Source organism: Bradyrhizobium sp. CCBAU 051011, assembly GCF_009930815.1.
GTDB lineage: Bacteria > Pseudomonadota > Alphaproteobacteria > Rhizobiales > Xanthobacteraceae > Bradyrhizobium.
This window is the reverse complement of sequence record NZ_CP022222.1, coordinates 7,142,930-7,156,108: the sequence shown is the minus strand read 5'-3', so window position 1 is coordinate 7,156,108 and position 13,179 is coordinate 7,142,930. Positions and strand designations below refer to the sequence as shown.

Genomic DNA, 13,179 nt, shown 5'->3' with positions numbered 1-13,179 from the left:
TTATCCGGGGCAGGCGGGCGTGAAAAAATATGAAAAAGCGTTCCGTAATCCTTCTCGTCGGCGCTATCGCCATCGCCACGGCGGCCGGTTTTATCACCCGCTCCTCGTGGATGGGCGGCAGCAGCAACGCCCAGGGCCCGCAGCGTCCGCGGATGGTTTCCGTCGAACTCGCCAAGGCGGAGCGCAAATCGATGCCGGTCGATGTCGACGCCATCGGGATGGTGACGCCGATCTCCAGCGTGGCGCTGAAGTCGCGGCTGGAGACCACCATCGTCGCGGTTCATTTCGAGGACGGCGCCAAGGTCAACGAAGGCGATCTGCTGTTCACGCTGGACAGCCGCCAGATCGACGCCCAGATCGAGCAGGCCGAGGGCGTGCTCGCCAAGGATCAGGCGCAGCTCGAGGGCGCGCAGCGCGACCTCCGCCGCTTCAACGACCTCGTCGGCAAGGGCGCCACAACACAGGTCAATGTCGATAATGCCAGGACCCAGTCCGACATCCTGACCGGCACCATCAAGGCCGATCAAGCCGCGCTCGACAATCTGAAGGTCCAGAAGAGCTACACCACGATCCGCGCGCCGTTCTCCGGACGGATCGGCGTCGCCAACGTGAAGGTCGGCAATTTCGTGCGTCCGGCCGATACCACCCCGCTTGCGGTCATCAACCAGATGGCGCCGGTCTACGTGACCTTCTCGGTCCCGCAGCGCGTGCTGGCGGACTTGCGTGAATCGATGGCGAAAGGCGTCTCCGGCGTCACCGCCACCATCCCCGGCCATCAGCGCTCCGAGAGCGGCAAGGTCGCGATGGTTGAAAACACCGTGGATATGGCCACCGGAATGGTCACCGTGCGCGGGATCATGAACAACGAGAACGAGACCTTGTGGCCGGGCACGTTGGTCGCGGCCAAGCTCATCATCCGCAGCGAAGATTCGGTCGTGGTGCCGACGGTCGCCGTGCAGCGGAGCCAGAGCGGCAATTTCGTCTTCGTGGTCAAGGACGGCACAGCCAAGGTCCATCCGGTCACGGTCGACCGCACCGCGCAGGGCTTGTCGGTGATCTCGGAAGGGCTCGCCGGCGACGAGAGCGTGGTGGTCGACGGGCAATTACTGCTGTCGGACGGATCGCGGGTCGAGCCGCGAGCCAAGAAGGCCGGGGCTTAGCCAATGACCCTGTCCGAACTCTGCATCCGCCGGCCGGTCATGACGACGCTGATCACGGCGTCGATCATCGCGTTCGGCATCTTCGGCTTCCGCCTGTTGCCGGTCTCGGCGCTGCCGCGGGTCGATTTTCCGACCATTGCCGTTACCGCGACGCTGCCGGGCGCCAGCGCGGATACCATGGCGGCGTCGGTCGCTGGCGTCATTGAACGCCAGCTCTCCACGGTCGCCGGCATCTCCTCGATGTCGTCGAACTCGTCGCAGGGCACCAGCACGATCACCATCCAGTTCGATCTCAACCGCAACATCGATGCCGCGGCGCTGGACGTTCAGACCGCGCTGACCATCGCGCAGCGAAGGCTGCCGGTCGAGATGATCATCCCGCCGAGCTTCCGCAAAGTGAACCCGGCCGATTTCCCCGTTCTGTTCGTCGTGCTCAACTCGTCGACGCTGCCGCTGTCGGCGGTCCACGAATATGCCGACATCACCATCGGCCAGACGCTCTCGCAGATTCCGGGCGTCGCCCAGGTCAGCGTCTACGGCGCGCAGAAATTCGCCATTCGCGTCCAGGCCGATCCCGAGGCTGCCGCGGCCCGCGGGCTGTCGCTCGAGGATATCCGCACGGCGGTGTCGCGCGCCAATTCCTCGACCCCGGTCGGCACGCTGAACGGGCCGAAACAGGACGTGGCGTTGCAGGCCTCGGGCCAGATGGACAAGGCGATAGACTATCGCCAGATCGTGGTGGCCTGGCGCAACGGTTCCCCGGTAAAGCTCGACGAGGTGGCGCGGATCTACGACAGCGTCGAGAACGAGCGGGTCGCGAGCTGGCTCAACAACGAGCGTGCCATCGTGCTCGGCATCCAGAAACAGCCGGACGCCAACACCGTGGCGGTTGTCGATTCCATTCTGGCGAAATTCCCGGTGCTGCGCGCGCAGATCCCGCCGTCGGTTTCGATCAACGTGCTGATGGACCGCTCCATTTCTATCCGTCAGGCGGTGGCCGACGTCGAGGAAACGCTTTTGATCGCGATCGGGCTGGTGATCCTGGTCATCTTCCTGTTCCTGCGCTCGGCATCCGCGACCTTCATTCCAGCGCTGGCGGTTCCGATCTCGCTGTTCGGCACCTGCGCGGTGATGTACGCGCTCGACTACTCCATCAACAACATGACGCTGCTGGCGCTGACGCTATCGGTCGGCTTCGTGGTCGACGATGCCATCGTCATGCTGGAAAACATTGTCCGCCATATCGAGCACGGCATGCGGCCGTTCGAGGCAGCGCTGAAGGGCGCCCGCGAGATCGGCTTTACCATCATCTCGATCACGTTCTCGCTGATCGCCGTGTTCATTCCGGTGCTGCTGATGGGCGGTATCGTCGGCCGCGTGTTCCGTGAATTCGCCGTGACGATTTCGGTCGCGATCGTGGTGTCCGGATTTGTCTCGCTGACGCTGACGCCGATGCTGTGCGCCCGGGTACTGCGCGCCCATGACGCGACCCGGCGGCCGAACATCGTGCTCCGCGTCTTCGAAAGGATGTTCGAATCCTGGCTGCGTGCCTATGAGTGGACGCTCGACTGGGTGCTGGCCCGCAAATTCCTGATGCTATTGGTGACGCTGGGCACACTGGGCGGCACCATCTACCTCTACATGATCGTGCCGAAGGGCTTCTTCCCGCAGGAGGACACCGGCTTTTTGATTGGCGTGACCGAGGCTGCCACCGACACCTCCTTTGATGCGATGAAGGAGCGGCAGCAGGCGCTGGTCGCCGTGCTGAGATCCGATCCCGCGATCGAATATATCAACTCCACCGTCGGTGCCGGCGGTCCCAACGCCACGGCGAATTACGGACGCCTGTTCATCGCGCTGAAGCCGAAAAAGGAGCGTGACAATCTCAGCACGATCATAGGCCGGCTGAGGCTTCAGGCGCGCCAGATTCCCGGCATGCAGGCGTTCTTCCAGCCGATCCAGAACCTCAATATCGGCGGCCGGATTTCCAAGAGTCAGTATCAGTACGTGATGCAGAGCGGCGATACCGAGTCGCTGTACCGGCTGGCGCCCGAGATGCGCGAGAAGATCGAGAAGCTGCCGGGCCTGCTCGACGTCACCACCGACCTCTACATCAAGAACCCGCAGATGACGGTCGATATCGACCGCGAGAAGGCGGCGGTCTACGGCGTCACTGTCGACCAGGTTCGCAACCAACTCTATAACGCCTACGGCTCGCGCCAGGTCGGCACGATCTATATGCCGTCGAACGACTACCAGATCATCTTGGAAGTCCAGCCGCAGTTCCGGGTCGATCCGTCGGACCTCTCCAAGCTCTATATGAAGACGCAGAACAACCAGACCATCCCGCTGTCGGCGGTGGCAAAACTGGTTCCAACCGTCGGTCCGCTCCAGATCAACCATCAGGCTCAGCAGCCCGCGGTAACGATCTCCTTCAACCTCGCGCCCGGCTATTCACTGGGCTATGCGGTCGACAAGATCACCGAACTCGAGCAGGCATCCAACTTGCCGGCGACGATTGCGACCGGCTTCTCAGGCACCGCGCAGGTGTTCCAGGATTCGCTGCGCGGGCAGGGCGTCCTGATCCTCGCGGCGGTGTTTGCCGCCTTCGTCATCCTCGGCATCCTGTATGAAAGCTTCATCCATCCGATCACGATCATCTCCGGCCTGCCGTCGGCCGGCATCGGCGCGATCCTGACGTTGATGCTGTTCGGGATGGAGATGTCGGTGATTGCCATGATCGGCATCGTGATGCTGGTCGGCATCGTCAAGAAGAACGCCATCATGATGGTCGACTTCGCGCTGGAGCGCCGCCGCGTCGGCTTGAGCGCCGAACACGCGATCCGCGAGGCGGCGCTGCTGCGCTTCCGCCCGATCATGATGACGACGTTTGCCGCGATCTTCGGCACGCTGCCGATTGCCCTGGGTGCGGGCGCCGGCGCCGAACTGCGCCAGCCGCTCGGCATCGCCGTGGTCGGCGGCCTCTGCCTGTCCCAGCTCCTGACGCTGTACATCACGCCGGTGATCTACATCTATCTCGACCGCGTTGACCGCCGCCTGCGGCGCAAGCTCGAACCGCAACTGGAAGAGCCGGGCGAGGAGCGGCCGCACGTGGTCGCCGCCGAATGAGCGCCATCGGGCAACTGGTTCTATCCGCATTGCGATGCGCCGCCGTCATGGCGCTCGCATGGATGGCGGGTACGGTCGGGCAGGCGAGGGCTGACGAGGCGATCGAAATCTTCGACGCCCACCTGCACTACAATTGGGAGCCAAAGCCCCATTATAGCATCGACGAGGTGCTGGCGCTGTTCAGAAAACACCGGGTTACCGGCATCCTCGCCACCAGCCGTCCCAACACCGGCACGCATGCGCTGATGGACGCGAAGCCGCAGGGCCTGCAGATCGTTCCATTCATCCGGCCGTACCGGGTGCGCGCCGACATCCAGACCTGGTTCGGCGATCCCTTCATATTCGACCTCGTGCAGGACGAGTTCAAACGCGGCTATTACCGTGGCATCGGCGAATTCCATATCTCGGGCAAGGCCGCCGACACCGAATGGGTGAAGAAAACCGTCGATTTCGCGGTAGAGCACGACCTCTATCTGCATGCCCATGCCGACGACGTGGCCGTCGAGATCCTGATGCGCCACAATCCGCGCGCCCGCATCATCTGGGCCCATACCGGCTTCAGCCTTTCGACCGACCGCGTTGCGGAGATGCTGACGAAATATCCGAAGCTGTGGGGCGAACTGTCCTATCGCGGCGGCATCACCGACGGCGGCGGCAAGCTGACCGCCGAATGGCGCGCGCTATTCGAGAGTTTCCCGGACCGTTTCCTGCTCGGCTCCGACACCTGGATCAACGAGCGTTGGGACAGCTACGGCGAGATCATGGCCGGCTATCGCGCCTGGCTCACGCAATTACCGCCGAAGGTCGCGGCGCAGGTCGCGCACGGCAATGCGCGCGCGCTGTTCGGCGGCGAGCGCTGAGCGCGAGGCGCGAAGGTCGCCTCAATCCATGAACTCGCAGCCAAAAGCTCGCATCCGGCGATATCGTCGAAGCTAATTTCCGAGATGATCTGACGCGCGCCGATGGGCCTGGTGGTTCCACGCTGTATAGGCGTTTCATCGCCGAAAAATGGGAGGACGAGGTTCCCGGAGATTTCCCGGGCCTTTGACATCGATCAAGCTCCGGTTTCCGACAAAGCACCAGAATTTGCGCTGCCGTGCGCTCGGAGTTGGCGTGGAATTGCTTCTTTGGGACCGCCCCGCTGGTGGTGAGGATCACGAGATCAAGCGCTGAACCTTTCCTCCGTCGCTCGGACCTATAGTTGTGTCCGAGCCTGCATGCTGGACAATCCCAGGAACGTCAGCCGCTGGCGAGGCACGGCAGCATTCCACATCAGCAAACGCAGGAGGAGCACATGCGCAAGTCTCTCGCCGTTTTCCTTTCTGGCGTGGCTCTGGCCATTTCGGCGTCGACCGCTGTAGCCGGAGAACAGGTGCTAGAGTTCAAGCTCATCGTCAAGCCTATCGATGTCAAGGTCACAGAGGCCGCCAACGTCGAAGGACAGACGGTCATGTCCGGCAAATTTTTTGGCGTCACCGTCTTCAAGGACGGCCGTCTCGGGGTGAAAGAGTTCGTCCATTCCGCAGACTTGCTTAAAGGCTCGGGACCCTACTACGGCTACAGCACCTACACGTTCGAGGAGGGCTCGATAACGGCGCGTTACACCGGCACGCTCAAAGACGGCCGGTCAAACGGCGAGTATACGATCCTCTCGGGCACGGGTGCGTATGCGAACGCCAAGGGCACGGGCACCATCGAAGGCGCGCCGAACCCGTTCAAGGACGTCAGCCTCTTCAACATAAAACTGGTCGTCAAAACGCCCGGTACGTAAGCGGCCTATGCACAGCCGCGCCTCCGCCACTCTAAATTTAGTGCCGTGAGGCGCGGCTTTGCTCATGCGCCTCTGTTCACGCTGCGCAACGCCGCGCTGTTCGGCGGCGAGCGCTGAAACTTTTCAGGCGCTTCCTCAATCCGCGAACTGATTGGCCGCCTTGATGATCGGCGCCCAGCGATCGACCTCGCTGATCAGTTTCGCCTTCAGGGCTTCGGGCGTCGCTTCGTTCTGCGGGACAGGCTCGGTGTTGATGTCGTTGAACCGCTTCACAAGATCGGGGTCGCGCAGTGCCTCTTGCAGCGTCTTGGCGAGCTTTTGAATGATATCGTCGGGCGTGCCCTTGGGCGCATAGATGCCGTGCCAGGCGGCGACTTCAAACCCCTTCAGCCCGGATTCGTCGGCAGCCGGAAGATCGGGCATCGACTCGAGCCGCGTCTTCGTGGTGATGGCGTAGGCCTTGATCAGCTTCGACGCGATCGGGCCAGTGGTGTTGGTGGTCTGGTCGCAGGACAGGTCGATCTGCTTGGCGATCAGATCGTTCATGACCGGCGCATTACCCTTGTAGGGCACGGTGAGGATTTCCTTGCCGACTGCCGTCATAAACAGCATGCCGCAGAGATGCGACGCGGCCCCTAAGCCGGCATTGCCAAAGGTCATCTTGTCACCATTGGCCTTGATGTAGGTGACGAGCTCGGCGAGCGTATTGGGCGGCAGATCGGGACGGCCGATGATCGTCATCGGCGCGTTGGTGACGAGGCCGATCGGCGCGAACGCCATTTTGGTGTCGTAGGCGAGCTTGCGATAGAGCGTCGCCGCCGTGGAGATGCCGATGTGGTGGATCAGGATCGTATAGCCGTCCGGTTCTGCGCGCGAGGCCCGCGTCGCCGCGATGGTGCCGCCGGCGCCTGTGGCGTTCTCGACGACAATCGTCTGTCCGAGCAGTTTCGACATCGACTGCGCGGTCACCCGCGCCACCGTGTCGGTGGCGCCGCCGGCGGCGAACGGGACCAGCAGCGTGATCGGCCGGCTCGGGTAGTTCTGCGCCTGGCTTGCAGAACTGACCATGGCGAATGCCAGCGCAATGGCGGCCGTCTTTCTCATTTGCATCTGCACCTCCCAAATTCTTGTTCTGATTTATTGCACGGGCATTTTTGCCTCGCGCACGGTCCGCCACGCCGGTGACGTGGCGTCACACGTTGGAGCTATGGATGGCATCCACGACGGCCTGGGTGACATCCTTTGTCGTCGCGGTACCGCCGACATCGGGCGTGGTGATGCCGTCGCCCGTGACCTTTTCCACGGCGCGCATCAACCGTGCCGACGCCTCGGACTCGCCGAGATGATCGAGCATCTGCGACGCGGTCCAGAAACTCGCCACCGGATTGGCGGTGCCCTTGCCGGTGATGTCGAACGCCGAGCCGTGGATCGGCTCGAACATCGAAGGAAAGCGCCGCTCGGGATCGATGTTCGCGGTCGGCGCCACACCGAGGCTGCCGGCCAGCGCGCCGGCCAAGTCTGACAGAATATCAGCATGGAGGTTGGTCGCGACGATGGTGTCGAGGCTCTGCGGCTTCAGCGTCATGCGCACCGTCATCGCATCGACCAGCATCTTGTCCCAGGTGACATCGGGAAATTCTTTCGAGACCTCGTCGGCGATCTCGTCCCACATCACCATGCCATGACGCTGCGCGTTCGATTTTGTCACAACGGTGAGCAGTTTTCGTGGGCGCGACTGCGCCAGGCGGAAGGCGTAGCGCATGATGCGCTGGACGCCGACGCGGGTGAAAACGGCAACCTCTGTGCCGACTTCCTCCGGCAGCCCGCGATGGACGCGGCCGCCGCAGCCGGCATATTCGCCTTCGGAGTTTTCGCGCACGATCACCCAGTCGAGGTCGCCGGGCCCGGCGTGGCGGAGCGGCGAGGTGATGCCGGGCAGGATTCTGGTCGGGCGCACATTGGCATATTGATCAAACCCCTGGCAGATCGGCAGGCGCAGCCCCCACAGCGTGATGTGATCGGGAACGTCGGGCGCGCCGACCGCGCCAAAATAGATCGCGTCGAACTTTTTCAAGGTCGCGAGGCCGTCGGCCGGCATCATCACGCCGTGCTTGCGGTAGTAGTCGGAGCCCCAATTGAAGGTCTCGACGTTGAATTTCACGTCGCCGAGACGCTTCTGCAGGCTCTCCAGCGCCTGCACGCCGGCAGCGATCACTTCCGGGCCGATACCATCGGCGGGGATGGCCGCGATTGAATATTCACGCATCGAAATCTCCTTGGGAACGGCCATCGTTGATCGTGCCGTCATTGCGAGGAGCGAAGCGACGAAGCAATCCATCTCACCGCAAGCGGCGGCGTGGATTGCTTCGCTGCGCTCGCAATGACGGCTTGCCGAGCCTTGCTCTCGGCGCATCCTGCGGCCGCCGCCGTTGATCAGCAACCGCCTCCCATTTATACAAAAAATTGATATAATCCCGCCCGGAGGACCGATGGACCTGCATCAATTGCGCTGTTTCGTGGCGGCGGCCGAGGAACTGCATTTTGGCCGCGCCGCGCAGCGGCTCGACATGCTGCCGTCGGCGCTCGGCCGCTTTATCCGCCTGCTCGAAGACGACCTCGGCACGCGGCTGATGACGCGCACGACGCGCAGCGTCGCGCTGACGGAGGATGGCGCGGTGCTGCTGAGGGAGGCGAGGGCGCTATTGGCGCAGGCCGATACGCTCGCCGGAAAATTCCGCATGCGCGGCCGCAAGCGGGCCGCGATCATCCGCGTTGGCGCGATCGATAGCGCCGCCGCGGGATTGTTGCCGCGGCTGTTGCATGATTTCCGGAAGCGTCGGCCCGACGTCACCGTGCAACTGGTCGAGGACAAGACCGTGCGCCTGCTGCCGCGGCTGTTGTCCGGCCGGCTCGATCTCACCTTCGTGCGCCCACCGGAGAGGCCCGACAAGCGATTGGAGTTTCTCTTCCTGCTGCAGGAGACCGCCGTTGTCGCGGTCGCCGAGCGTCATCCGCTGTCACAGCGCAAGCGCCTGACCATCGCCGACCTCGAAGATGAACCGCTGATCGTACCCGAACGCCGGTCGCGCCCGCACAGCCACGACCTGACCATGAAGCTGTTCGCCGAAGCCGGGCGCGAGGCGCGCGTCGCGCAAATTGCCGACGAGAAGCAGACCATCGTCAACCTGGTCTCCGCAGGGCTTGGCGTTGCCATTGTCCCGCGCTGGACGTCGCGCATGGCAACCCGTGGCGTTCGCTTCATTCGCCTTGCCGGCTCCGACATGAACAAGCTGCCGCTCGCCGCCGCCTTCACCCGCGGCACCCGCGATCCCGTGAGGGACGAGGTGTTGGAGATGCTGAAAGCCGGTCTGCCGCGCTACGCGCGGGAAGCGTAGGGCGCGTGCCTGTCCCGATGGCCGCTGCGCCAACCGCATCCGCCCGTCATTGCGAGCGCAGCGAAGCAATCAACGCCTCCACTTGCGGTGCTATGGATTGCTTCGCTGCGCTCGCAATGACGAGGATGGGCCGCGGCGTGCTGGATAGCCGCCTGCACGGCATGAGGATCTTGATTGGGGCCGCCGCCTTTGCTTCAGATCGAAAAACTGGTCCCGCAACCACACGACGCCGTGGCGTTTGGATTGACCACGCGGAAGGAGGCGCCGATCAGGTCGTCGACGAAATCGACTTCGGAGCCGGCGAGGAACGGCACCGAGGCCGGATCGACCAGCACCACTGCGCCTTCGCGTGCGATCACCAAATCGTCTTCGGCCTTGGCATGGTCGACATCGAACTTGTACTGGAAGCCGGAACAGCCGCCCCCCTCGACGGATATGCGCAGCATCGCGCCGTCGCCTTCGCCCTTGAGGATTTCGCCGATGCGGCGGGCAGCCCGCTCGCTGACGGTGATGGCAGTGGTCATGGCATGGTCTCCAGAGGCGTCATACCCAATTCATTTGGTATGGCGCCTCAGACATAGTTAAGTGCGTAATCTCGCGGAATCAAATGGATAAGGACTAAAAAATCGTGTCGGTCGGAATGGCTGCCCCCCGTGCGCCTTATGGCTGCGACCCCGATTCCAGCCGCGGGCGGTTGTTCGCGGAGCCGCCGAGCCGGACCCGCAGCCCATTCCGGCGCGATTGCGACCGGGTGATCCATTCCACCGCATTCCGGCGGCTGAAGCACAAGACGCAAGTTTTCGTGTTCCACGAGGGCGATCACTACCGCACCCGGCTGACCCATTCGCTGGAAGTGGCTCAGATCGCCCGCGCGCTGGCCCGCCAGCTCGGCCTCGACGAGGACCTCACGGAAACCCTGGCGCTGGCCCATGACCTCGGTCATCCCCCGTTCGGCCACGCCGGCGAACGGGCGCTCGACAAGTGCCTCGCGGCCCATGGCGGCTTCGATCACAACGCGCAGGCGCTGCGGGTCGTAACTTCGCTGGAGCACCGCTATCCTGATTTCGACGGGCTGAACCTGACCTGGGAATCGCTGGAGGGTATCGTCAAGCATAACGGCCCGCTGACCGGGCGTAGCGGGGCCGCGGCCGAAAGCGGGATTCCCATCGGCATTGCCGAGTTCAACCAGAAATTCGATCTGGAGCTGTGGAGCTACGCCTCGCTGGAAGCGCAGGTCGCAGCCTTTGCCGACGATATCGCCTACGACGCGCACGACATCGATGATGGCTTGCGTGCCGGCCTGTTTGCCGTCGACGACCTCAAGGTGATGCCGCTCACCGAGGCCATCATTGGCGAGATCGACCGTCACTATCCCAATCTCGATCACGCCAGGCGCGGCGCGGAATTGGTGCGTGAGCTGATTTCCTACATGATCGGAGCGGTGATGTCGGAAGCGGGCAGGCGCCTTGCCGCGGCGAAGCCGCAATCGGCCCATGATGTCCGCCACTACCGTCAGCCGCTGGTCGCCTTTCCGCCCGATGTCGCGGAGGAAGAGGCTGCTATCAAGGCGTTCCTGAAACAGCATATGTACCGCCACCGCCGCGTCATGCGGGTGATGGGCGAGGCGGAAGGCATCCTGTTCGATCTGTTCGCACGCTATCAGAGTTCGCCCGGCGACCTGCCGGCGGAGTGGATCGAGGGCACCGAGCGCGAAACGGAGGGCGAAAGGGCCCGCCGGATCGGCAATTTCATCGCCGGAATGACCGACCGTTTTGCCTTAATCGAGCACCAAAGGCTTTTTGACTCGACCCCGGATTTGCGTTAGGCGGCGCCCATGTCCGACAAGCCAGTTTCACAACACCTGTTCGCCGACGCGCTGGCGCGCGTGCAGGCGATCTGCGCCGCGCTCGCGGCCGAGGGCCAGTGGCCCGCCGGCATCGATTTCTCCCGCGTCGTGGTCGAGCCGCCGCGCGACGCCAGCCATGGCGACATGGCGACCAACGCCGCGATGGTGCTGGCCAAGGACGCGAAGGTAAAACCGCGCGATCTCGCCGATAAAATCGCGGAAAAATTGCGCGCTGACGATCTGGTCGCCGCCGTCGAGGTCGCCGGCCCGGGATTCATCAATCTCACCCTGAAGCCAGAGGTCTGGGCGAACGAACTGCTCACCATGCTGCGCGAAGGCGCGTCCTATGGCAAAAGCGCGGTCGGCCACGGCGCAAAGGTCAATGTCGAATACGTCTCAGCCAATCCGACCGGACCGATGCATGTCGGGCATTGCCGGGGCGCGGTGTTCGGCGACGCGCTGTGCGGCCTGCTGCAATTCGCAGGCTACGACGTCACGCGCGAATATTACATCAACGATGCCGGCGCGCAGGTCGACGTGCTCGCGCGCTCGGCGTTCCTGCGCTATCGCGAGGCGCTCGGCGAAGACATCGGCGAAATCCCCGAAGGGCTTTACCCCGGCGATTATCTGGTCCCGGTCGGGCAGGCGCTTGCCGCCGAGCATGGCGACAAATTGAAGGCGATGCCTGACACGTCATGGCTGCCGATCGTACGCGCCATGGCGATCGCCATGATGATGGATATGATCAAGGGCGATCTCGCCGCGCTCAACATCAAGCACGACGTGTTCTTCTCGGAGCGCTCACTGGTCGAGACCGGCAACAACAAGGTCACCGAGACCATCGATTTCCTGCGCGCCAAGGGCGACATCTACGAGGGCAGGTTGCCGCCGCCGAAGGGCAAACCGGTCGAGGACTACGAAGATCGTATCCAGACGCTGTTCCGGGCCACCGCCTATGGCGACGACGTCGATCGTCCGCTGATTAAATCGGACGGCGCCTACACTTACTTCGCCTCCGACATCGCCTACCACAAGAACAAGGTCGATCGCGGCTTCCTTGACATGATCGACGTGTTTGGCGCCGATCATGGCGGCTACATCAAGCGCATGCAGGCGGCGGTGAAGGGCGTCAGCGACGGTAAGGCCGCGCTTGACGTCAAGGTCGTGCAGCTCGTGCGGCTGTTGCGCGCCGGTGAGCAGGTGCGAATGTCGAAGCGCTCGGGCGATTTCGTCACGCTGCGCGAAGTGGTCGACGAAGTCGGCTCTGACGCGGTGCGGTTCATGATGCTGTTCCGCAAGAACGACGCCGTGCTCGATTTCGATCTTGCAAAAGTGCTCGAACAGTCGAAGGACAATCCTGTCTTCTACGTGCAGTACGGACATGCACGTGGACATTCGATTTTCAAGAACGCCCGCGAGGTAGTTCCCGAACTGCCCGAGGATGATGCCGCACGGTCCGCCTGGCTGGCTTCTGCCCCGGTCGAGCGACTGACAGATCCGGCCGAAATGGACCTTTTGAAACGGCTGGCGCTCTATCCCCGAATAATCGAGGCCGCGGCGGTCGCACATGAGCCACACCGAATCGCTTTTTATCTATATGATTTGGCCAGTGAATTTCACGCGTTGTGGACCAAGGGGCGGGATTTGCCCTATTTACGCTTCATTATGACTAATGATGCAGAGATTACGATGGCGCGTCTGGCGATGGTTCAGGGCGTTGTCTCGGTTCTGGCATCGGGCTTAGCCGTACTCGGCGTCCACGCTCCAACCGAGATGCGGTAGGCAGGGGCTAAGGCCTCACGAATGGGGGTTCGTGGGGGTATCTGGCAGGGGCTCATTCGCTCGCCATGGCTTGTTTGACATGGCGGGTTGGCGCTG

At 63.1% G+C, this 13,179-nt stretch carries 10 protein-coding genes; 7 read left to right on the top strand and 3 right to left on the bottom strand.

All coding sequences use genetic code 11. The features are described from left to right. The first annotated feature begins 29 nt into the window (after nt 1–29). The 4 genes from ACH79_RS33740 to ACH79_RS33725 all read left to right on the top strand — a co-directional run bounded on the left by ACH79_RS33740 (nt 30) and on the right by ACH79_RS33725 (nt 6,060). Nucleotides 30–1,160 carry an efflux RND transporter periplasmic adaptor subunit gene (locus ACH79_RS33740; RefSeq protein WP_161854810.1) on the top strand — a complete coding sequence of 377 codons (1,131 nt, stop codon included), beginning with the start codon at nt 30–32 and terminating at the stop codon, nt 1,158–1,160. 3 nt (nt 1,161–1,163) lie between these two features. Then, on the top strand, nt 1,164–4,289 hold the full coding sequence (locus tag ACH79_RS33735) for an efflux RND transporter permease subunit (protein WP_161854809.1): 3,126 nt from the start codon (nt 1,164–1,166) through the stop codon (nt 4,287–4,289). Continuing rightward, nucleotides 4,286–5,149: an amidohydrolase family protein gene (locus tag ACH79_RS33730; RefSeq protein WP_161854808.1), complete on the top strand. Its 864-nt coding sequence runs from the start codon at nt 4,286–4,288 to the stop codon at nt 5,147–5,149. The genes ACH79_RS33735 and ACH79_RS33730 overlap by 4 nt, the downstream gene beginning before the upstream one ends. 434 nt (nt 5,150–5,583) lie before the next feature. Next, complete coding sequence (locus tag ACH79_RS33725; RefSeq protein WP_161854807.1) at nt 5,584–6,060, top strand: hypothetical protein; 477 nt, start codon at nt 5,584–5,586, stop codon at nt 6,058–6,060. A 135-nt stretch (nt 6,061–6,195) separates the two neighbouring features. Here ACH79_RS33725 and ACH79_RS33720 read toward each other — a convergent pair whose 3' ends face one another. Beyond that, nucleotides 6,196–7,164, bottom strand: a complete 969-nt coding sequence (locus ACH79_RS33720) for a tripartite tricarboxylate transporter substrate binding protein BugD (RefSeq protein WP_161856691.1) — start codon at nt 7,162–7,164, stop codon at nt 6,196–6,198. Between the two features lie 88 nt (nt 7,165–7,252). Then, on the bottom strand, nt 7,253–8,326 hold the full coding sequence (locus ACH79_RS33715; RefSeq protein ID WP_161854806.1) for a tartrate dehydrogenase: 1,074 nt from the start codon (nt 8,324–8,326) through the stop codon (nt 7,253–7,255). Between the two features lie 223 nt (nt 8,327–8,549). Here ACH79_RS33715 and ACH79_RS33710 point away from each other — a divergent pair, with 223 nt between their 5' ends. Then, on the top strand, nt 8,550–9,455 hold the full coding sequence (locus tag ACH79_RS33710; RefSeq protein ID WP_161854805.1) for a LysR family transcriptional regulator: 906 nt from the start codon (nt 8,550–8,552) through the stop codon (nt 9,453–9,455). A 194-nt stretch (nt 9,456–9,649) separates the two neighbouring features. Here the strand turns inward: ACH79_RS33710 and erpA are convergent, their stop codons facing one another. Next, nucleotides 9,650–9,979: an iron-sulfur cluster insertion protein ErpA gene (gene erpA / locus ACH79_RS33705; protein ID WP_057861732.1), complete on the bottom strand. Its 330-nt coding sequence runs from the start codon at nt 9,977–9,979 to the stop codon at nt 9,650–9,652. A gap of 104 nt (nt 9,980–10,083) precedes the next feature. Between erpA and ACH79_RS33700 the strand changes: the two genes are divergently transcribed. Together ACH79_RS33700 and argS are read left to right on the top strand one after the other, a co-directional pair. Beyond that, nucleotides 10,084–11,280, top strand: coding sequence for a deoxyguanosinetriphosphate triphosphohydrolase (locus tag ACH79_RS33700; RefSeq protein ID WP_202639097.1), 1,197 nt, complete (start codon nt 10,084–10,086; stop codon nt 11,278–11,280). Between the two features lie 9 nt (nt 11,281–11,289). Beyond that, a complete protein-coding gene (gene argS, locus ACH79_RS33695; protein WP_161854803.1) occupies nt 11,290–13,083 on the top strand; it encodes an arginine--tRNA ligase in 1,794 nt (597 codons plus the stop codon). Nucleotides 13,084–13,179: the final 96 nt, after the last annotated feature.